At 64.9% G+C, this 18422-nt stretch carries 16 protein-coding genes and 1 tRNA gene; 7 read left to right on the top strand and 10 right to left on the bottom strand.

Annotated features, from left to right (window positions below):
* Positions 1 to 42: 42 nt before the first annotated feature.
* Complete coding sequence (locus tag ACPEE1_RS06060) at positions 43 to 630, top strand: TetR/AcrR family transcriptional regulator (protein WP_165841222.1); 588 nt, start codon at positions 43 to 45, stop codon at positions 628 to 630.
* Positions 631 to 741: 111 nt separating this feature from the next.
* Here the strand turns inward: ACPEE1_RS06060 and aldA are convergent, their stop codons facing one another.
* The 4 genes from aldA to ACPEE1_RS06040 are packed head-to-tail and all read right to left on the bottom strand — an operon-like array spanning position 742 to position 5556.
* Positions 742 to 2175 carry an aldehyde dehydrogenase gene (aldA, locus tag ACPEE1_RS06055; RefSeq protein ID WP_116927020.1) on the bottom strand — a complete coding sequence of 478 codons (1434 nt, stop codon included), beginning with the start codon at positions 2173 to 2175 and terminating at the stop codon, positions 742 to 744.
* Positions 2176 to 2185: 10 nt separating this feature from the next.
* Positions 2186 to 2986: an HpcH/HpaI aldolase family protein gene (locus ACPEE1_RS06050; RefSeq protein WP_116927021.1), complete on the bottom strand. Its 801-nt coding sequence runs from the start codon at positions 2984 to 2986 to the stop codon at positions 2186 to 2188.
* A 59-nt stretch (positions 2987 to 3045) separates the two neighbouring features.
* Positions 3046 to 4233, bottom strand: coding sequence for an L-rhamnonate dehydratase (gene rhmD, locus ACPEE1_RS06045; RefSeq protein WP_182343405.1), 1188 nt, complete (start codon positions 4231 to 4233; stop codon positions 3046 to 3048).
* Positions 4234 to 4257: 24 nt separating this feature from the next.
* A complete protein-coding gene (locus tag ACPEE1_RS06040) occupies positions 4258 to 5556 on the bottom strand; it encodes an MFS transporter (RefSeq protein WP_116927023.1) in 1299 nt (432 codons plus the stop codon).
* A gap of 272 nt (positions 5557 to 5828) precedes the next feature.
* On the opposite strand from ACPEE1_RS06040, the gene ACPEE1_RS06035 reads away from it, so the two are divergent.
* Positions 5829 to 6797 carry a LysR family transcriptional regulator gene (locus ACPEE1_RS06035; RefSeq protein ID WP_232539428.1) on the top strand — a complete coding sequence of 323 codons (969 nt, stop codon included), beginning with the start codon at positions 5829 to 5831 and terminating at the stop codon, positions 6795 to 6797.
* A gap of 13 nt (positions 6798 to 6810) precedes the next feature.
* Here ACPEE1_RS06035 and ACPEE1_RS06030 read toward each other — a convergent pair whose 3' ends face one another.
* Complete coding sequence (locus ACPEE1_RS06030) at positions 6811 to 7704, bottom strand: dihydrodipicolinate synthase family protein (RefSeq protein ID WP_423935545.1); 894 nt, start codon at positions 7702 to 7704, stop codon at positions 6811 to 6813.
* A gap of 125 nt (positions 7705 to 7829) precedes the next feature.
* Between ACPEE1_RS06030 and ACPEE1_RS06025 the strand changes: the two genes are divergently transcribed.
* On the top strand, positions 7830 to 9320 hold the full coding sequence (locus ACPEE1_RS06025) for a PLP-dependent aminotransferase family protein (protein ID WP_182343413.1): 1491 nt from the start codon (positions 7830 to 7832) through the stop codon (positions 9318 to 9320).
* Here the strand turns inward: ACPEE1_RS06025 and ygiD are convergent, their stop codons facing one another.
* The gene (ygiD, locus tag ACPEE1_RS06020) at positions 9321 to 10208 is read right to left on the bottom strand and encodes a 4,5-DOPA dioxygenase extradiol (protein ID WP_182343415.1); all 888 of its coding nucleotides are present in this window, start codon (positions 10206 to 10208) and stop codon (positions 9321 to 9323) included.
* Between the two features lie 138 nt (positions 10209 to 10346).
* Positions 10347 to 11390 (bottom strand): NAD(P)-dependent alcohol dehydrogenase, encoded by a 1044-nt coding sequence (locus ACPEE1_RS06015; RefSeq protein WP_182343417.1) that lies wholly within the window; start codon positions 11388 to 11390, stop codon positions 10347 to 10349.
* 652 nt (positions 11391 to 12042) lie between these two features.
* Here ACPEE1_RS06015 and ACPEE1_RS06010 point away from each other — a divergent pair.
* A complete protein-coding gene (locus tag ACPEE1_RS06010; protein WP_182343419.1) occupies positions 12043 to 12840 on the top strand; it encodes a hypothetical protein in 798 nt (265 codons plus the stop codon).
* Here ACPEE1_RS06010 and ACPEE1_RS06005 read toward each other — a convergent pair.
* The 3 genes from ACPEE1_RS06005 to hrcA form a co-directional block, all read right to left on the bottom strand.
* Positions 12837 to 13319, bottom strand: a complete 483-nt coding sequence (locus ACPEE1_RS06005) for a GreA/GreB family elongation factor (protein ID WP_182345836.1) — start codon at positions 13317 to 13319, stop codon at positions 12837 to 12839. The genes ACPEE1_RS06010 and ACPEE1_RS06005 overlap by 4 nt on opposite strands.
* Before the next feature lie 231 nt (positions 13320 to 13550).
* A tRNA-Ile gene (locus tag ACPEE1_RS06000) sits at positions 13551 to 13627 on the bottom strand.
* A gap of 52 nt (positions 13628 to 13679) precedes the next feature.
* On the bottom strand, positions 13680 to 14681 hold the full coding sequence (gene hrcA / locus ACPEE1_RS05995) for a heat-inducible transcriptional repressor HrcA (RefSeq protein ID WP_260720237.1): 1002 nt from the start codon (positions 14679 to 14681) through the stop codon (positions 13680 to 13682).
* Between the two features lie 300 nt (positions 14682 to 14981).
* On the opposite strand from hrcA, the gene ACPEE1_RS05990 reads away from it, so the two are divergent.
* The 3 genes from ACPEE1_RS05990 to rapZ are packed head-to-tail and all read left to right on the top strand — an operon-like array spanning position 14982 to position 18422.
* Entirely contained in the window at positions 14982 to 15884 is a 903-nt protein-coding gene (locus tag ACPEE1_RS05990; protein ID WP_116927031.1) for an NAD kinase, read from the top strand.
* Positions 15881 to 17539: a DNA repair protein RecN gene (gene recN, locus ACPEE1_RS05985; protein ID WP_116927032.1), complete on the top strand. Its 1659-nt coding sequence runs from the start codon at positions 15881 to 15883 to the stop codon at positions 17537 to 17539. The genes ACPEE1_RS05990 and recN overlap by 4 nt, the downstream gene beginning before the upstream one ends.
* Positions 17529 to 18422, top strand: a complete 894-nt coding sequence (gene rapZ / locus ACPEE1_RS05980; RefSeq protein ID WP_116927033.1) for an RNase adapter RapZ — start codon at positions 17529 to 17531, stop codon at positions 18420 to 18422. Before recN ends, rapZ begins: the two co-directional genes overlap by 11 nt.

Raw genomic sequence — 18422 nt, 5'->3', positions numbered from 1 at the left:
AATCAAAAACTGTCAAGCACAGCTTCAAGCAGGGTATTTGCGATGAAAGTCACCAAGGAACAAGCGCAACAGAACCGCCAGGCACTGCTCGATGCCGCCGCTGCCCTGTTCAAGGAACGCGGCATCGACGGCACCGGCGTGGCCGATATATGCCAACAGGCGGGCCTGACGCAGGGCGCCCTGTACAAGCATTTCAGCGACAAGCAGGACCTGGCAGCCCAAGCGCTGGCGCATGGTTTTGGGCAAGGCTTTGGCCGGGTCAAGCAGGCCAGCGAGCGGAGCGACCACGCGATGGCCACCTACCTGGACAGCTACCTGAACCCCAAAGTGCGCGATGACATGACCCGGGGCTGCCCGCTGGTCTCCACCGCCTGCGATGCCGGGCGCCAGAGCGAGGCGGTGAGCCGCAGCTTTCGCGATGGCTTTACCGAGCTGCGCGCCGGCATCGAGGCCGCCTTGCCGGCCAGCAGTGACCCGCAGCAACGCCAGGCGCTGGCCAGCACGCTGGTCGCCGCACTGGTGGGCGCGATGGCCATCTCGCGCGGCGTTGTCAAGGCCGATCAAGCGCTGGCCGATGAGGTACTGCAGCAGGTGCGCGCGGTGGTCGAAGGGCTGAGCGCCAAGCGCTGATCGATCGCCGCAACGCCAACAACAAAAGGCCGCCAACCCGGGTCACCTGGGTTGGCGGCCTTCTTTTAAGGCGGATCGCGGAGGCTGCATCACCTCAGCGGCAGAGCCCCATCAGGACTGCAGGTACACCACATGGCTATGGGTGTACTCGTAGAGGCCATGCTTGCCATCGGCGCCGCCCACGCCCGACTTGCGCACGCCGGCATGGAAGCCTTGCATCGCCTCAAAGTTCTCGCGGTTGATGTAGGTCTCGCCAAAGTCGATCTCGCGCATCGCCTGCATGGCTTTGGACAGGTCGCGGGTGTAGAGCGAGGACGTGAGGCCATATTCGCAGTCGTTGGCCAGCGCAATCGCCTCGTCCAGGTCCTCAACCACTTGGATCGGCAGCACCGGGCCAAAGATTTCCTTGCGCATGATCTCCATGTCGGCGCGGCAGCCCGCCAGCACCGTGGGCTGGTAGTGAAAGCCGGCACCCAGATCGGCGACCTGCCCGCCAGTGACCAGCTGCGCACCATCGGCCAGCGCACGGCGCACCTTCGCATCGACGCTGTCCAGACCCTTCTGGTTGATCAGCGGTCCCATCTCCACATCGGTCTGCGCAATCGGGTCGCCATAGCGGGTCGCGGCCATCGCCTGGGCAATGCGTGCGGTAAATTCATCGGCCACCTGGCGCTGCACATAGACGCGCTCGGCACAGTTGCAGACCTGGCCAGTGTTGATGATGCGCGAATCGCGGATGGCCTTGACGGCCAGGTCCAGGTCGGCATCGGCCAGCACAATGGCAGGGGCCTTGCCACCCAGCTCCAGGTTGAGCTTGGTGATATGGGGCGCAGCGGCGGCAGCAATGCGCTCGCCGGTGCCCACGCTGCCGGTAAAGCTGATCATGTCCACGCCCGCATGGGCCGACAGCGCACCACCGGTGCCGCCCTGGCCATAGACCACGTTGAACACGCCAGCGGGCAGCTCGCACTGGGCCAGCAGCTCGGTAAAGGCATGGCAGTTGATGGGGGTCTCTTCACTGGGCTTGATGACGATGGTGTTGCCGGTCAGCAGCGCCGGCGCCATCTTGCGCGCGATCAGGAAGAAGGGGAAGTTCCAGGGCAGGATGCCCGCCACCACGCCCATCGGCTTGCGCAGCAGAAAGATCTGCTCGTTGACCCGGTCGCTGCTGATGACTTCGCCCTCAATGCGGCGCGCCCATTCGGCCATGTAGTCCAGGTAGTCGGCGGTGAAGTTCACCTCCACCTCGGCCAGGCCCAGCACCTTGCCCTGCTCCTCGGTGATGGTGCGCGCAATGCGCGCCACGTTCTCGCGCAGGCGAGCGGCAATGCGGCGCAGGAACTGCGCGCGCTCGATCGCCGGGCGGCGCGCCCAGGCTTTTTGCGCGCCGCGTGCCGCTGCAATGGCGCGGTCCACATCGGCTTGGGCTGACAGCGGCGACTGCGCCAGCAGCGCGCCCGTGGCGGGGTTGCGCACCTCGTGCAGCTCGGCGCTGTCGCTGAACGCACCGGCAATGTAATTGCGCAAAACAGGGGTGGTTGGCATGGGGTCGTCCTCAGTAGGTGGTAGAGACAATGGCGGGCTGGGTGGGCGCGCGGTAGCGTGCCAGGTTGGCCACGGCGGCCTGGCGCATCAGGCTGATATCGATGGCGACGGCCACAAAGCGGCAGCCCCAGTCGGTGTAGCGGCGCGCATCTTCTTCGCGCGGCGCCAGAATGCCGCAGGCCTTGCCATGGGCCAGGGTGGTCTCGATGGTGCGGCGTATGCAGTCCTGCACCTCGGGCTGGCTGGCATCGCCCGCATGGCCCATGCCGGTGGACAGGTCTGCCGGGCCGATGAAGACGGCATCGACGCCATCGACGGCCGCAATCTCCGCCGCATTCTCCACGCCCAGGCGCGACTCGATCTGCACGATGAGGCAGAGCTGCTCATGCGCAGTGCGGATGTAGTCGGGCACCGCATCCCAGCGCGTGGCGCGGGTCAGGCCCCCACCCACACCCCGGATACCATGCGGCGGGTAGCGCATCGCCTGCACCAGCGCGCGGGCCTGCTCAGCCGTCTCGACCATCGGCACCATCAGGGTCTGCACGCCAGCGTCCAGCAGCTGCTTGATCAGCACCGCATCGCCATGCACCGCCCGCACCACCGGGTGCGTGGCATAGGGTGCCACCGCCTGCAGCTGCGCCAGCAGCGTCGGCACGGTGTTGGGCGCATGCTCGCCATCCACCAGCATCCAATCGTAGCCGGTGGTGGCGATGATCTCGGCCGCATAGGGCGTGGCAAAACCGGCCCAGATACCGTAGAGCGGCTCGCTGCGGCGCAGCGCGGCCTTGAAAGGGTTCAATGGCAAATCCATGGATAGGTCTCCTGGGTGGGCAATCAGCGTTGGCCCACCGGTGTGTGATCAATGGGTAATCAATGCGTGTAGGGACGGTGCAGTTCGCAAGCCGGGTTCAGCTCCACACCAAAGCCGGGCTTGTCCAGTGCCGACAGGCGCATGCGGCCTTGCACAGGCACCGGCTCGCCCAGCAGCTGCGGGTGGAACATCGGCACAACCTCGTCGGCCTTGGGCGCCATCATCAAAAACTCGGCAAAGGGGCTGTTGTGGCGCGTGGCCACAAAGTGGTAGCTGTAGACGCTGGAGCCATGCGGAATCACCAGCGCCTGGTGGGCATCGGCCAGTGCCGAGATCTTCAAGAGCTCGGTGATTCCGCCGCACCAGCCGACATCGGGCTGGATGATGTCGCAGCAACCCATCTCCAGCAGCTGGCGAAAGCCCCAGCGTGTGGCCTCATGCTCGCCGGTGGTCACCAGCATGCCGGTGGGCACGTTCTTCTTGAGGGCCGCATAGCCCCAGTAGTCATCGGGCGGCAGTGCCTCTTCAATCCATTTCAGGCCGTGGGCCTGGGCACCCTGGGCCAGGCGGGTGGCGTAGTTCAGGTCCAGGCTCATCCAGCAGTCCAGCATCAGCCAGAAATCGGGGCCCACGCGCTCGCGCATCGTGGCCAGCTCCTCCAGGTTGCGGCGCAGGCCTTCCTCGCCTTCGGCCGGGCCATAGTGCAGGGGCATCTTGCCGCCGATAAAGCCCATCTTCTGCGCCAGATCGGGGCGCGCGCCGGTGGCGTAGAACTGCAGCTCATCGCGCACCGCGCCGCCCAGCAGCTGGTGCACCGGCTCGCCGCGCACCTTGCCCAGCAAATCCCACAGCGCCAGGTCCACGCCGGAGATGGTGTTGATGACAATGCCCTTGCGGCCGTAGTACAAGGTGGACCAGTACATCTGGTCCCAGATGCGCTCGATGTCGGTGACCTTGGCGCCTTCCAGAAAGCGTGCCAGGTGCTTCTCGACGATATAGGCTGCGGGCTCGCCGCCGGTGGTGACGGCAAAGCCGACATTGCCTGCGCTGTCCTCGATCTCGACCACCAGGGTGCCCAGCACATTGATGCCAAAGCTGCGGCGGCTCTGGCGGTACTCGGGGTACTTGGCCATTGGCGTGGCGATGTGGTCGTCGATCCAGTGGCCATCGGCCTGGTCGTGGTAGTCGGCACCGCCCCCTTTGAGGGTATAGGCGCGCACTTGCTTGATGGTGGGGATCTGGCTCATGGTGGTGTTTGCTCCTTATGCAATTTAGGCAGCGGCCCGGGGCTGCAGCGCAGCGGGCGCCATGCGGGCCCGGATGCCCAGCACCAGCAACGCTGCCAGTACCGTTGTGCCTGCCAGCAGGTACAGGCCTGCGGCGGGTGAGTGGAAATGGCCTTCGGCCCAGTTCTTGACGATGGGGGCGACAAAGCCGCCAACCGCACCCAGCGAATTGATCAGCGCAATGCCGCCCGCTGCGGCAGCACCTGCCAGCGTGTTGGCTGGAAAGGTCCAGAACACCGGCTGCACCGCGATAAAGCCGGCCGCCGCAAAGCACAGCGCGGCAACACCCAGCAGCGGGCTGGAAAAACTCACCGATGCGGCCATGCCGATGGCGGCGACGAGCAAGGTCATGCTGGCCACACTGCGGGGTTTTTGGCTGCGCTGGGCAAAGCCGGGCACCCACCAGGCGGCCAACAGTGCGCAGAGCCAGGGGATGGCCGAGACCAGGCCGACTTGCAGACCCACCTTGGTGCCCAAGAGGCCTGCCACCTGGCTGGGCAGGTAGAACACCACGCCGTAGACGCTGGCCTGGATCAGCAGATACACGAGGGCCAGGTACAGCACGCGCGGCTGGCACATGGCAGCGAGCAGGCTGTGCTGGTGACCGCCCTTGGCGCGCTCTTCGCTGTCGATGATGTCCTGCACCTGGCGGCGCTCGTCGGCCGTCAGCCACTGGGCATCGGCCGGGCGGTTGGTGAGGTAGAAATACGACCAGATACCGACGGCCACGGCCATCAGGCCTTCGACCGCAAACAGCCATTGCCAGCCATGCCAGCCACCCATGCCATCGAGCTCCAGCAGCAGGCCCGACAAGGGGCTGCCAAAGATAAAGGCCAGCGGCGCGCCGAAGTAGAAAAAGCCCATGGCCTGCGCCCGGTGCGCGGCCGGGAACCAGTAGGTGAGGTACAGGATGACGCCGGGGAAGAAGCCCGCCTCGGCCACGCCCAGCAGGAAGCGCAGCACATAGAAGGTGGTCTCGTTATGGGCAAACATCATCGCGGCCGACACCAGGCCCCAGGTGACCATGATGCGGCACATCCAGATGCGCGCGCCGATGCGGTGCATGATCAGATTGCTGGGCACTTCCAAGAGGGCATAACCGACAAAGAACACGCCAGCGCCAAACGCGAAGGCGGCGTCGCTGATGCCGGTATCGGCCTGGAAGGCCACCTTGGCAAAGCCCACATTGGCCCGGTCCAGAAAGGCCATGATGTACATCAGCAGCAAGAAGGGCAGCAGGCGCCAGGAAATCTTGGCGAGCAAGGGAGCGGGGAGTTTTTTCACGACAAATCCTTAAAGACAATGCGCGGCCTGAACGCCGGCCAAATGGCGGGCGCTGCGGGAGCGAGAAAGGAGAAGGCGGCGCTGGCAAGCCAGCGCCGATGGGGCGCGGCTTGCGCTAGCGCCGTCGTGAGGCGGGGGGTCTGAAAAAAGTGTGCGCGAAGGCGTTCATGTTTGTCTCCTGAAAGGTCATTCGTTCTTGTGTGGAGCTGAATGTACGCGCATGATTGATGCCTAACAAATCAAATTTCAGTCATATCCGATACTTTTTATTTATGTCTGTAAAACCTGCTTTAACGGCCGCGCCACCGCTGCAGCGCAGCCTGCTCAACCGCCTGCGCTACAAGCACCTGCACATGCTGGTGGCGCTGGGATCGAGCCTCAATCTGCACCGCGCATCGATCAGCCTGGCGATGTCGCAGCCCGCTGCCACGCGCATGCTGCGCGAGATCGAAGACATGTTTGGCTGCCAGCTATTTGAGCGCCTGCCGCGCGGCATGCGCCCTACCGCGCTGGGCCTGCAGCTGGTGCGCTTTGCCGAGGCCTCGCTCAACAGCCTGGACCGCTGCGCCGAAGACCTGGCGGTGCGCCGCCAAGGCGGCTATGGCTACCTGGCGATCGGCACCATCATGGGGGCAGCGCCCGACCTGGTGATGACGGCCGTGGCCCAAATGAAAGCGCAGAGCCCGCAGCTGCGCCTGCGCATCATGGGCGATACCAGCGACCAGGTGCTGCGCCTGCTGGACCAGCGCCGCATTGACCTGGCCATTGCCCGCCGCCGCATTGCCGGCGACAGCGAGGCCTATGACTTTGAGGCGCTGGGCAACGAGCGCTTGCTGGTGGTGGTGCGCAGCGGCCATGTGCTGGCGCGGCGCCGCAAGCTGAGCTGGGAGGAGCTGGTGCGCGACTGGCCCTGGATCTTGCAGCCGGCCAGCACTCCGGCACGCATCGCGCTGGACCAGCTGCTGCACAGCCTGGAGCTGCCGGTGCCGGCCGATGTCACCGAGTGCAGCTCCGTCTACTCGATGCAGCAGTTGGTGCAGCTGACGGACGCGGTGATGCTGCTGTCGGACTCGGCCTTGAAGGACTATCTGCGCATGGGCCTGGTCAAGACCTTGCCAGTGCAGATCGATATACCGATGGCCCCGTTTGGCATGCTGACGCGCAAGGACCAGGAGGCCTCGCAGGAGCAGCAGAACTTTATGGATCTGCTGCGCGCGCAGGCCAGGCGCCTGGCGGCTTGAACGCTGCTGGAGTTCAGGCCAGATCCAGCGTTTGCAACAGCGCTGCGAATGCCGCGCGATCCGCCCCCTGCAAGGTGTGCAACGGCAGCGGCAGGCAGGGTGAGCGGGCCAGGCCCATCAGCTCGGCTGCGGTGGCAACCGAGCGCAGGCTGCCGCCCTTTTGCTGGAACCAGGACCACAGCGGCGCCAGGCGGTGGGACAGCTCCAGCGCCTGCGCCGTATCGCCAGCCAGCGCAGCGCGCGTGATCGCCAAGGTGGTCTGAGGCCAAAGGCCACCGATGACCGAGTACCAGGCATCGCAACCGGCCACCAGGCCCTTGGCACCCAAGGCATCGCCACTGACGCCAATGCTGACATGGGCGGGCACGACAGCGCGCAGGCGCTGCACACGCGCCTTGGCCTCGGCCGCATCGGCCGGCACGCCGGGGATCTTGATCGAGCCGATATGGGGCAGCTGCGCAATGCGGCCATGCAGCGCATCGCTGAACTCAAAGCGCGTGGCGCCGGGGTTGTCGTACACAACAATGGGCACCGACACCGCACGCGAGACGGCCTGGTAGAGACCATAGACCTCGTCGTCAGACAGCTTTTGGTAGGAGACCGGGGCCAGCAGCAGGCCACTGGCACCGGCCTTTTGTGCGTCGTCGGCCAAGGCCAGCACATCGCGCGTGCGCAGTGCGCCAATGCCCACGACCACCGGCACGCCCTGGGCCTGCTCCACCGCCAGCGCCGCCACCTGGGCCCGCTCGGCACGCGAGAGATAGGCATAGCTGCCGGTGGAGCCCAGCGCGCCGATGGAATCGACACCGGCTGCCACCAGGCGCTGCACCAGTCGCGCAAATGCCGGCATATCGATGCCGCTCTCATCCATCGGGGTCAGCGGAAACGCACTCAAACCTTTGAACATTCTTTTTCCCTGTCAAAACAGATGCCGCGCCCGAGCTGGGTTGCGGCCAAGCCCGGATTGTGCGGCGGCCGCTTCTGGTAAAAAATAGCCAGTTTTTAACAAAATCACTGGTCCAGTTGCCCGCCATGCCAGCACCCTCGTCCACCCGTCCCGGCAGCCGCAGCCTGTACCGCGACCTCCGCGCGCGCATCGGTGATGGCAGCTACGCGGCCGGCACCCCCCTGCCCTCGACGCGGGTGCTGGCCGCTGAGCGGGGCCTGTCACGAGGTACCGTGAGCCTGGTCTATGAGCAACTGGCCTCGGACGGCTTTGTCGACACCCGGCGCGGGGCCGCGACGCGCGTGGCGGCGGGCGCTGCTGACCGCATCCGCACTCAGGGCCGGGCTGCCGACGCTACCGGGCTCCATCGCCAGATGCCCGACAGCGATCGCCTGTCCGCCTTTGCCCAGCGCCTGCAGGCCATGCCCCTGCGCCCGTCCGCGCCCGATCCGGCCGGAGTGATCGACTTTGTCTACGGGCCGCTGGCAGGCAGCGATTTCCCGACCCTGCAATGGCTCAAGGCCTTGCGCCGGGCCGAGGGCCAGCGCAGCCAGCGGCTCGAATACGCGACCCCGCTGGGCGCGCCCGAGCTGCGCCAGGCGCTGCAAAAACACCTGCATCAGACCCGGGACATACGCTGCAGCACGGAGCAGATCCTGGTCGTCAACGGCTCGCAGCACGCGCTCGATCTCTGTGCCCGCCTGCTGCTCAACCCCGGCGACCGCGTGGTGGTCGAGAACCCCGGCTACCGCATGGCGCACCAGGTGTTTGCGGCCTATGGCGCGCAGCTGGTCTGCGCCGATGTGGATGACGATGGCCTGCAGACTGCGCAGCTCGCCGCGCTGACCGCACAGGCGCCTGCCAAGCTGGCCTATGCCACGCCTGGCCACCAGTTTCCGCTGGGCGGCTTTTTGCCGATTGCCCGCCGCCATGCCCTGCTCGATTGGGCGCGTGCGCAGCGTTGCTGGCTGATCGAGGACGACTACGACAGCGACTACCGCTACGGCGTGCGGCCCGAGCCCAGCCTCCTGTCGCTGGACAGTGCGGACTGCGTGATCCATGTGGGCACCTTCTCCAAGACCTTATCGCCCCAGCTGCGCCTGGGCTATATGGTGCTGCCCCCGGCGCTGGCCAGCCTGTTTGCCCAGGCCAAGCTGCTGACCGACCGCCATACCGCCACCGGCCCCCAGCGCGCGCTGGCCCAGTTGATCGACGAAGGCAGCTATGCCCGCCATGTGCGGCGCATGCGGCGCAAACAGCATGCGCGCCAGCAGGCCTTGCTGCAGGCGCTGGAGCGGCATCTGGGCACGCAAGTGCGCATCCAGGGCGCGGCCAGCGGCCTGCACCTGGCCGTGTGGTTTCCCGCGCTGCCCGCCAGCTGCGAGGCGCAGCTGGTGCAGGCGGCAGCGCAGCGCGGCGTGCGCGTCTACCCGATCAGCCCGCTGTACCTGCAGCCCAGCAGCGCGCAGGCAACGCACGCCGTAGCCGGTGTGGTGATGGGCTATGCGCTGCTGGATCTGCCCGAGATTGCGCGGGGCGTGCAGCGCCTGGCCGAGGCGCTGCAAAGCCTGCGCTGATCAGGCATCCCACTGCAGGCAGCGCATGCTGATGGTGCCCGACTGAAAGCCCTCGAACACCTGGCGCGCCGGGCCACTGCCATGGGCGGCGCCCAGCGCATACAGCAAGGGCCAGTAGTGGTCCGGCGTGGGTACGGCCATCCGGGCGGATGCATGCAGCTGCTGGTAGGCCACCAGCGCTTCCCGGTTGCCTGCCAACAAGGCCTGCTTGGCCGCTTCGTCAAACTGCTGGGCCCAGTCGCGGGCGGCCATCAGCCCTTCGGGCGCGCCGCGCACCGTTGCGCGCAGGTTGTGCACGATATTGCCGCTGCCGATGAGCAGCACGCCCTGCTCGCGCAAGGCTGCCAGCTCCTTGCCCACGGCATAGTGGTAGGGGGCAGACTGGTTGTAGTCGATCGAGACCTGGAACACCGGCACATCGGCCTGGGGGTAGAGGTGGTGCAAGACGGTCCAGGTGCCGTGGTCCAGCCCCCACTGGTCCGTCAGCTGCGCCTGGCCGCTGCGCACCAGCGCGGACGCCTTGGCCGCGAGCGCTGGGTGGCCAGCGGCCGGGTACTGCATTGCATGCAGCTCGGCCGGAAAGCCTGAGAAATCGTGGATGGTGGCGGGCTTGTCGTTGACCGTCACGCCGGTGCTGCCGCGCGTGAGCCAATGGGCCGACACCACCAGGATGGCGCTGGGCCGGGGCAGGCTGGCACCCCAGCGTTGCAGGTGCTGGGTAAAGGGGTTGGCGCTGATGGCATTCATCGGGCTGCCATGGCCGATGAACAGCACCGGCATTTTGCGCGGCGGCTGCGGGCTGCGGGCCAGGGCTTGGCCCATCGGCAAAAGAGCGGCCATCACCGCAGACAGACTGCCGGACAGGACCAGGGAGCGACGTGACAACATGGGGCGTGGAGCAAAAACAAAGGGCCGCAGTCTGAGGCGGCAGAGGGGCACAAGTTCCGCCGCAGCCCCCAAAGAAAAATGCAGTGCTTGCCCAGGGCATGCACTGCATTGGCTTTGGAGCATCAGGCGGTCAACACATCAGATGCTGGCGTTGTCGATCACAAAACGGTAGGCCACATCGCCGCGCAGCATGCGCTCATAGGCCTCGTTGATCTGCTCGGCCTGGATCAGCTCGATGTCCGCCACAATGCCGTGCTCGGCGCAGAAATCGAGCATCTCCTGCGTCTCGGGGATACCGCCGATCAGCGAACCGGCGAGGCTGCGCCGCTTCATGATCAGGCCAAACACACCGGGCGAGGGATGCGGGGTGGAGGGCGCGCCCACCAGGGTCATCGTGCCATCGCGCTTGAGCAGGTTGAAGAAGGGATCGAGCTCATGCGGGGCCGCAACGGTGTTCAGGATGAAGTCCAGGCTTTGCGCATGCGCGGCCATCTCATCGGCATGGCGTGAGACCACCACCTCGGCAGCGCCCAACGCCTTGGCCGCATCGCGCTTGGATTCGGACGTGGTGAACGCCACCACATGCGCGCCCATCGCATGCGCCAGCTTGATGCCCATATGGCCCAGCCCGCCAATGCCCACCACGCCCACCTTGTGGCCGGGCCCCACGCGCCAGTGGCGCAGAGGCGAATAGGTGGTGATGCCGGCGCACAGCAGCGGCGCCACAGCGGCCAGCTGTTCCGGTGGATGGCTGACCCGCAGCACATAGCGCTGGTGCACCACAATGCTTTGCGAATAGCCGCCCAGGGTATGGCCCGGCGCATCGGCGGTAGGCCCGTTGTAGGTGCCGACCATGTGGTTGCAGTAGTTCTCCAGCCCCATGCCGCAGTCCACACAGTGCTGGCAACTGTCGACGATGCAGCCCACGCCTACCAGATCCCCGGGCTTGAAATCGCTCACATCGGAGCCGACTGCCGCGACCTCGCCGACAATCTCATGCCCGGGCACACAGGGGTAGAGCGTGCCCGCCCATTCGGAGCGCACCTGGTGGATGTCCGAGTGGCAGACGCCGCAATAGGCAATGCGGATCTGCACGTCCTTGGCGCCCGGCGTGCGGCGCTCGATGTTCAGGGCTTGCAGGGGTTGGTCACCCGCGTGGGCGCCATAGGCTTTGACGGTCATGGTGAAGGTCCTATTCCGTTCGTGGAGGTCAGCGCATGGCGCGGGCAAGGCCACGCCAGCTGGCAGATGCACGGGGTGCTGCCGCCATGCAAAGGCATAGGCAGTCATGCCCGCATGAAGGCGCGTTCATCTTACGCCCCTTGTATGGCAGATCTGCTGGGGCCGGGCAACGGCTTGCAAACCGCTGGTTCTGCCGCCAAAAGCTGATCGCCCTTTTCTTAAAATGGTTTTATGAGAATAATTCTCATTTGCGAATATGATCAACACCAAGGTTCAGCGATTGCCGCCGTTCCTTGTTTCATCGTGGGGCGACCTACTGGGTTTTCACTCCAGTGGTCGTTTTTGCTAGCCAGCGGTTCTCCATGTAGCCAGGCATTTTTTTCACGTTGAAGCGCTCTCGCCGTCTTTGCTGCGCGCTCCGCCCAAGTCCTTCCAATGGACCTTGCCAGGTCAGTGCTCCGGAAGCAGGCATATGCCCTCGCGGCATGGCGATCCTCTCCCCTGTCTCGTTTATTGCTCAGCGGATGCGCTGTCAAGCGCCTCCTTGTACAGCGCTTTCCTGTCGCCCGGTGCTGCTGACGCCATCCGGCTATACCCGATGACATAAAAAGTATGCAAGTGCTAACATCCACTCCAATCATCTGGAGTTGGTATGAGAATATTCATTTCATGGATTGCTAAGTCACTGATCGCTGTGGCTGCCGCGCTGGGCTTGCAGGCCGCGCAGGCACAGGGCCTGCTGTTCACGCCAGGCAGCATCAACTTCAGCAACACGGCGGCAGGCAGCGTATCGGCAGCGCAGAGCGTCACGGTGGAGTACCAGGGACCCACGCCATTCGTACTGAATGTCAGCAGCGTCACGCCGCCTGCAAACTCCGCCTTCACGGTCGTGGACAGCAGCTGCGCTGCAGGCCCCTATCCGCAATTCACGCCTTGTACGATCAGCTTTACGTTCACTGCGCCGGCTGCTGCGGGCCCTGTCACAGATGCCTTCCGCTTTGAAGTCGACAATCTTGGCACCCAGTCCATCACCCTGAACGGCTCCTCGGATGGCGCCACGCCCCAGTCCATCACCTTCAACTCCACCCCGCCCAGTCCTGCCCCTGTGGGAGGCAGCTACGATATTGCAGCCACCGGCGGTGAATCGGGCGAGCCGGTTGTTTTCTCCATCGATCCCTCAGCGGCTGCGATTTGTTCGGTCACGGGCAACACGGTAAGCTTTCTCAGCGTGGGCACCTGCGTGGTCAATGCCAACCAGGCAGGCAATGGCGCCTATTTCGCAGCCCCTCAAGAGCAGCAAAGCTTTGCGGTGACCGCAGCCCCGACCGCCAACCCCGGCACGCCCGAACCTGTGCCCGCACTGGGCGCCTGGGCAGCGGTGCTGCTGTCCAGCTTGGTGGCGGTGGCCATGGTGCTGGTGCAAACGCGGCGCAGGGTTCAGCCAGCTTAACGAACCCATAGCACCTCCAACTTCTGCCTGGCCTGCGCCACCTCCAGCGTCACCTCATCTCCCTCAGCCTTGCCCAGCAGCGCCTGGCCCAACGGCGCTTGGCTGCTGATCACCTGGATGGATTCAGCGCCGATGACCAGCTTCATGTTGCCCCCTTCAGGGCCAAGAAAGATCTGCTGCTGTCTCTCGTCCGCATCCAGCAGGCAAACCAGCGCGCCCAGCTGTATGCCCCTGCCGGCGCTATAGGGCTGCGGGCAAAAAAGCCGCCAATGGACCAGCGCCTGGTGGATGGCCTCAGCGCGCCGCGCCTGGCCCGTCGCCAGGTAGGCCGCCTCCAGGCCCAAGGTGTCGTACTTGTTCTCGGCAATATTTTCCTCGTGGGTCGCCGCTTCATGCGCCGCACTCACCGCCTGCTCGACCTGCTGCAGGTCATCGGCCAGCCGCTCCAGCACCAGCTGCTGCAGCAAGGATTTATCCACCATGAAAGAGGCCTCTTGAACAAGTTGGGGGGATGATTATGAACCGGCATGGGTTGGTCATTGCCAGACTCAGGGGCTGTGTGGAGCCGCTGGACAGAGGGTGCAGCTGCTGCTGCCCAGAATGACCTTCTTGTCATGGGTACATTCGGCAATACACCAAACGCCGCGCGCACCACCGACAATAAAAAAGCCACACAGCATCAAAAATGATAGCTGTGCAGCCAATGAATCTGGTAGGGCGTGAGGGACTTGAACCCGCGACCAAAGGATTATGAGTCCTCTGCTCTAACCAACTGAGCTAACGCCCCGGTACCACCACCTGCCAGAAGCCCTGGCGAGTGAAGCTGTGCATTCTAGCGTCTATTTCGGATGGCTCAGTGCGTTGGATACGAGCTTGGAGGTGATTCCAACGATCTGGATCATCTTCTCGTAGGGCATGCGTTTGGGGCCGATGACGCCCAGGGTGCCGACCACCTTGCCGTTGACCTGGTACGGCGTGCTGACGACCGACAGCTCCTCGACGGACAGCAACTGGCTCTCGCCACCGATGTAGATTTGCACACCTTCTGCGCGGTTGGAGTTCTCCAGCAGGTGCAGGATCTGGGTCTTTTGCTCGAACAGGTCAAAGGCCCGGCGCAGGTTGGTCATGTCGTTGCTGAAATCGCTGACGGCCAGCAGGTTGCGCTCGCCAGCAATCACCAGTTCATGCGGTGCTTCTTGGGCGTCTTCATCCACATTCACGGCCGCCAGCATCAGTGCGGCGATCTCGTCGCGCAGGCTGTCCACTTCCTTGCGCAGCAGCTGGCGCACCTGCTCCATCGCCAAACCGGCGTAATGGGCGTTGAGGTAGTTGGCCGTCTCAATCAGCTGGCTTTGCGAGTAGTCCGACTCAGTGAAGATCACCCGGTTCTGCACATCGCCTTCGGGCGAGACCAGGATCAGCAGGATGCGCTTTTCCGACAGGCGCAAAAACTCGATATGGCGGAACGACGAGCTTTTGCGCGGCGCCTGCACCACGCCCACATACTGCGACAGCTCCGAGAGCACGCCAGCAGCGCTGGTGATGACCTTTTGCGGCTGCTCGGGCGCAATCTCGGCCGACACCACCTGGTCCGGGTCTACGGTCAGCATGGTGTCGACAAACAGGCGGTAGCCCTTGGCGGTGGGGATGCGGCCGGCCGAGGTGTAGGGGCTGGCAATCAGGCCCAGGCCTTCGAGGTCGGCCATCACATTGCGGATGGTGGCCGGCGAAAAGTCCAGCCCGGGCGCCTGCGTGAGCGCGCGCGAGCCCACTGGGTGGCCATCCGCTATATAGCGTTCCACCAAGGTTTTGAGCAGCAGCCGAGCGCGGTCATCGAGCATGGGCGCATTTTATCCGTGTCCTTGGCGCCAGCAGCCGCGTTCGGGCCAGAACCAGGGATACCCAGAGGATTCCAGCCAGCAGCCGGACGCCAGAGATGGCTACCACGCACCCGACTTATGGCGCCCATGCAACAATGAAGCCGTAGCTACCCCGCGTGCCTGCCTGCAGGCGCCCGGCCAGCTCCAGGCCCAGTCCCGGCCACCGGCGCAGCCCGCCTTTGCAGGGCAGGCGGCAGCCGCCAACTGGGGCTGCTCAAGAAATTCAAAAAGATTACGCCACTTTGGTGATGTAATTTGCGTATGCAGTCTCGCTTCCAACATATTGCCCTGATCGGCAAACACCATGCGCCGCCCACTGCCGAGGTGCGCCAGCAGTCCTATGCGGCTTTCAGCCAGATCGCCTGCTATATCGAGGCCCAGGGCGGCACTGCATTCCTGGAGAAGGAAACCGCCGCCTTCACCGGCATGGAACACTACCCGACACTCAGCATGCAGGAGATCGGTGAGCGCTGCGACCTGGTCATTGTGCTTGGCGGTGACGGCACCATGCTGGGCGTGGGACGCGAGCTGGCCCAGTACAACACGCCCCTGGTCGGCATCAACCAGGGGCGCCTGGGCTTTGTGACCGATGTCCCGCTGCAGACCTTCATGGGACCGCTCTCGGCGATTCTGGCCGGCGAGTACGAAGAAGAAGTGCGCTCGATGATCCATGCCCGCGTGATGCGCGAAGGCCAATGCGTCTTCGAGGCGCTGGCCTTCAACGATGTGGTGGTCAACCGGGGCGGCACCTCGGGCATGGTCGAGCTGCGGGTCGAGGTCGATGGCCAGCTGGTGGCCAACCAGCGCGCAGACGGTTTGATCATTGCAACGCCGACGGGCTCGACGGCCTATGCGTTGTCGGTCGGCGGGCCCATCGTGCACCCGACGGTGCCCTGCTGGGTGATGGCGCCGATTGCGCCGCATATGCTGTCCAACCGGCCCAGTGTGATTCCTGACTCGCAGGAGATTTCGATCGAGGTGATTGGCGGGCGCGATGTGGCCGCCAATTTCGACATGCAGTCGCTCGCCTCGATCCTGCGTGGTGACAAGATTTTGGTGCGCAGCGCGCCGCACAAGGCGCGCTTTCTGCACCCCCGGGGCTGGAACTACTACGCCACTCTGCGCAAAAAGCTGGGCTGGAACGAAGGGGGCATTACGCCATGAGCCTCAGACGCATTGGCTTGCGTGATTTCGTCATCGTCGAGCAGCTGGAGGTGGATTTCCAGCCCGGCTTCACGGCACTGACCGGCGAGACGGGTGCCGGCAAATCGATCCTGATCGATGCTTTGCAGCTGGTGCTGGGACACCGTGCCGACACCGGTTTTGTGCGCCAGGGCGCCAGCCGCGCCGAGCTGATGGCCGAGTTCGATACGCCCGCCACGCTCGAAGGCTTTCTGGCCGACAACGACATGCCCGGCGAAGAAACGCTGCTGCTGCGCCGCGTGATCGACGCGCAGGGCAAGAGCAAGTTCTGGATCAATGGCGTGCCCGCCACCGCCACGCAGCTGCGCAGCATTGCGGGCGACTTGGTCGATATCCATGGCCAGCATGCCTGGCAGGGGCTGACCCAGCCCGAGTCGGTGCGCCAGCTGCTGGACGCCTACGCCGGTACCGACAGCACTCCCACGCAGCGCGCCTATGCGCTCTGGCGCAGTGCCGACAAGGCCTTGCAGCAAGCGCGCAGCATGGAAGAAACCCACCAGCGCGAGCGCGAACGCCTGCTCTGGCAGATCGCCGAAATCGACAAGCTCGCGCCCGGCCCGCAGGAATGGGAAGAGCTCAACACCCAGCATGGGCGCCTGTCCAATGCCCAGGCCTTGATGGATGCGGCCAACAACGCGATTGCCAGCCTGGAAGGCGAAGACGGCGGCGCGCTCACCCATGTCAACCGCAGCCTGCATGCGCTGCAGGCCCAGGCCCATGTGGAGCCCGGTTTCTCCGCGATGGCCGAGTCGCTGGAATCGTGCCTGGCCCAGCTCGAGGATGTGGTGCGCTCGCTCAACGGCTACCTGCGCCATGCCGAGCTGGACCCGGACAAGCTCGAGCAGCTGGACCAGCGCCTGGGCAGCTGGATATCGCTGGCACGGCGCTACAAGCGTGCGCCCGAAGACCTACCCGCACTGCTGCAGGGCTGGCATGCCGAGCTGCTGGCGCTCGAAGCCTCCTCCGATATGGTGCAACTGGCCAAGAACGCCCAGCAGGCGCAGGAGGCCTACCAAAAGGTCGCCACGACGCTCAGCCAGGCGCGCCAGCAGGCGGCCAAACGCTTGTCCAAAGCGATCACCGCAGCGATGCAGGACCTGGGCATGGCCGGCGGCCGTTTTGTCGCGCAGGTCAGCCCCGCACGTGAGCCGCGCAGCGATGGTATCGACGATGTGGAACTGCTGGTCGCTGGCCACCCGGGCACCGACCCCAAGCCAATCGCCAAGGTGGCCTCGGGCGGCGAGCTCTCGCGCATCTCGCTGGCCATTGCAATATCGACCAGCCAGCTCGGCCAGGCGCCCACCCTGATCTTTGACGAGATCGACTCGGGCATTGGTGGCGCGGTGGCCGATGCGGTGGGCCGCGTGATGCGGGCACTGGGGCGGGACCGCCAGGTGCTGGCCGTCACCCACCTGGCCCAGGTGGCCGCACGTGGCGACCACCACCTGCTGGTGGCCAAGCAGCGCAGCAAAAGCGGCACCACGAGCCATATCTGTACCGTGGCCGATGACGAGCGGGTCAATGAAATTGCCCGCATGCTGGGCGGCGAAAACCTCTCGGCCACGAGCCGCGCCCACGCCCAAGAGATGATTGCCGGAGGAATGAATGACCGATAAGACATCCGCCCCGCAGCCACTGGAAGTGGTGGTCATCACCGGCATGGCCGGCTCGGGCAAATCCGTGGCGCTGCATGCGCTCGAAGACGTGGGCTACTACTGTGTGGATAACTTTCCGCCTGAACTGCTGCAGGCACTCGTATCACTGGAGCACTGGCAGCACGGCAGCCGCGTGGCCATTGCGATGGATGCACGCAGCGCCAAGGGCCTGTACCTGGTGCCCGAGCAGCTCGAGCGGCTGCGCGACGCCGGGGCCCAGGTGCGACTTATCTACATGGATGCGCAGCGCGACACGCTGATGCGCCGTTTTTCGGAAACCCGCAGGCGCCACCCGCTGACCAACGAAAAACTGCAGCAAGGCCCCCGCGCGCTGGCGCAGATGATTGATGAAGAACGCGCGCTGCTGGCCGACCTGCGCGAGCAGGCCCATGTGATCGACACCAGCAACCTGCGCGGCTCCCAGCTGCAGGCCTCTATCAAGGAGTGGATCCAGGCGCCGCAATCGAGCCTGACCCTGCTGTTCCAGTCCTTTGGCTTCAAGCACGGCATCCCCATCGACAGCGACTACATGTTCGATGTGCGCATGCTGCCCAACCCCTACTACGAGCCCGAGTTGCGCCCGCACACCGGGCTGGAAGCACCGGTCGCCCACTTCCTGGCGCAGCAGCCCAAAGTGCTGCAGATGCAAAACGACATCATCCGTTTTCTGGACAACTGGTTGCCCGAGCTGGTGAAGAATCACCGCAGCTATGCCACGGTGTCGGTGGGCTGCACCGGCGGCCAGCACCGCTCGGTCTACCTGGTCAATGCACTGGCCCAGCACTTTCAAGGCCGCTGGACCACCTTGCAGCGCCACCGCGAGCTGAGCGCCAAAAAAAGCTGA

Source organism: Comamonas sp. 23, assembly GCF_049601575.1.
GTDB lineage: Bacteria > Pseudomonadota > Gammaproteobacteria > Burkholderiales > Burkholderiaceae_C > Comamonas > Comamonas squillarum.
This window is presented reverse-complemented; position numbering and strand designations above follow the sequence as displayed.

What these genes read in the sequence shown, in the direction of transcription:
- ACPEE1_RS06060 (WP_165841222.1), top strand. Translation starts at nt 43, where the DNA reads ATGAAAGTCACCAAGGAACAAGCGCAACAGAACCGCCAGGCACTGCTC.
- aldA (WP_116927020.1), bottom strand. Translation starts at nt 2,175, where the DNA reads ATGCCAACCACCCCTGTTTTGCGCAATTACATTGCCGGTGCGTTCAGC.
- ACPEE1_RS06050 (WP_116927021.1), bottom strand. Translation starts at nt 2,986, where the DNA reads ATGGATTTGCCATTGAACCCTTTCAAGGCCGCGCTGCGCCGCAGCGAG.
- rhmD (WP_182343405.1), bottom strand. Translation starts at nt 4,233, where the DNA reads ATGAGCCAGATCCCCACCATCAAGCAAGTGCGCGCCTATACCCTCAAA.
- ACPEE1_RS06035 (WP_232539428.1), top strand. Translation starts at nt 5,829, where the DNA reads ATGTCTGTAAAACCTGCTTTAACGGCCGCGCCACCGCTGCAGCGCAGC.
- ACPEE1_RS06030 (WP_423935545.1), bottom strand. Translation starts at nt 7,704, where the DNA reads ATGTTCAAAGGTTTGAGTGCGTTTCCGCTGACCCCGATGGATGAGAGC.
- ACPEE1_RS06025 (WP_182343413.1), top strand. Translation starts at nt 7,830, where the DNA reads ATGCCAGCACCCTCGTCCACCCGTCCCGGCAGCCGCAGCCTGTACCGC.
- ygiD (WP_182343415.1), bottom strand. Translation starts at nt 10,208, where the DNA reads ATGTTGTCACGTCGCTCCCTGGTCCTGTCCGGCAGTCTGTCTGCGGTG.
- ACPEE1_RS06015 (WP_182343417.1), bottom strand. Translation starts at nt 11,390, where the DNA reads ATGACCGTCAAAGCCTATGGCGCCCACGCGGGTGACCAACCCCTGCAA.
- ACPEE1_RS06010 (WP_182343419.1), top strand. Translation starts at nt 12,043, where the DNA reads ATGAGAATATTCATTTCATGGATTGCTAAGTCACTGATCGCTGTGGCT.
- hrcA (WP_260720237.1), bottom strand. Translation starts at nt 14,681, where the DNA reads ATGCTCGATGACCGCGCTCGGCTGCTGCTCAAAACCTTGGTGGAACGC.
- ACPEE1_RS05990 (WP_116927031.1), top strand. Translation starts at nt 14,982, where the DNA reads ATGCAGTCTCGCTTCCAACATATTGCCCTGATCGGCAAACACCATGCG.
- recN (WP_116927032.1), top strand. Translation starts at nt 15,881, where the DNA reads ATGAGCCTCAGACGCATTGGCTTGCGTGATTTCGTCATCGTCGAGCAG.
- rapZ (WP_116927033.1), top strand. Translation starts at nt 17,529, where the DNA reads ATGACCGATAAGACATCCGCCCCGCAGCCACTGGAAGTGGTGGTCATC.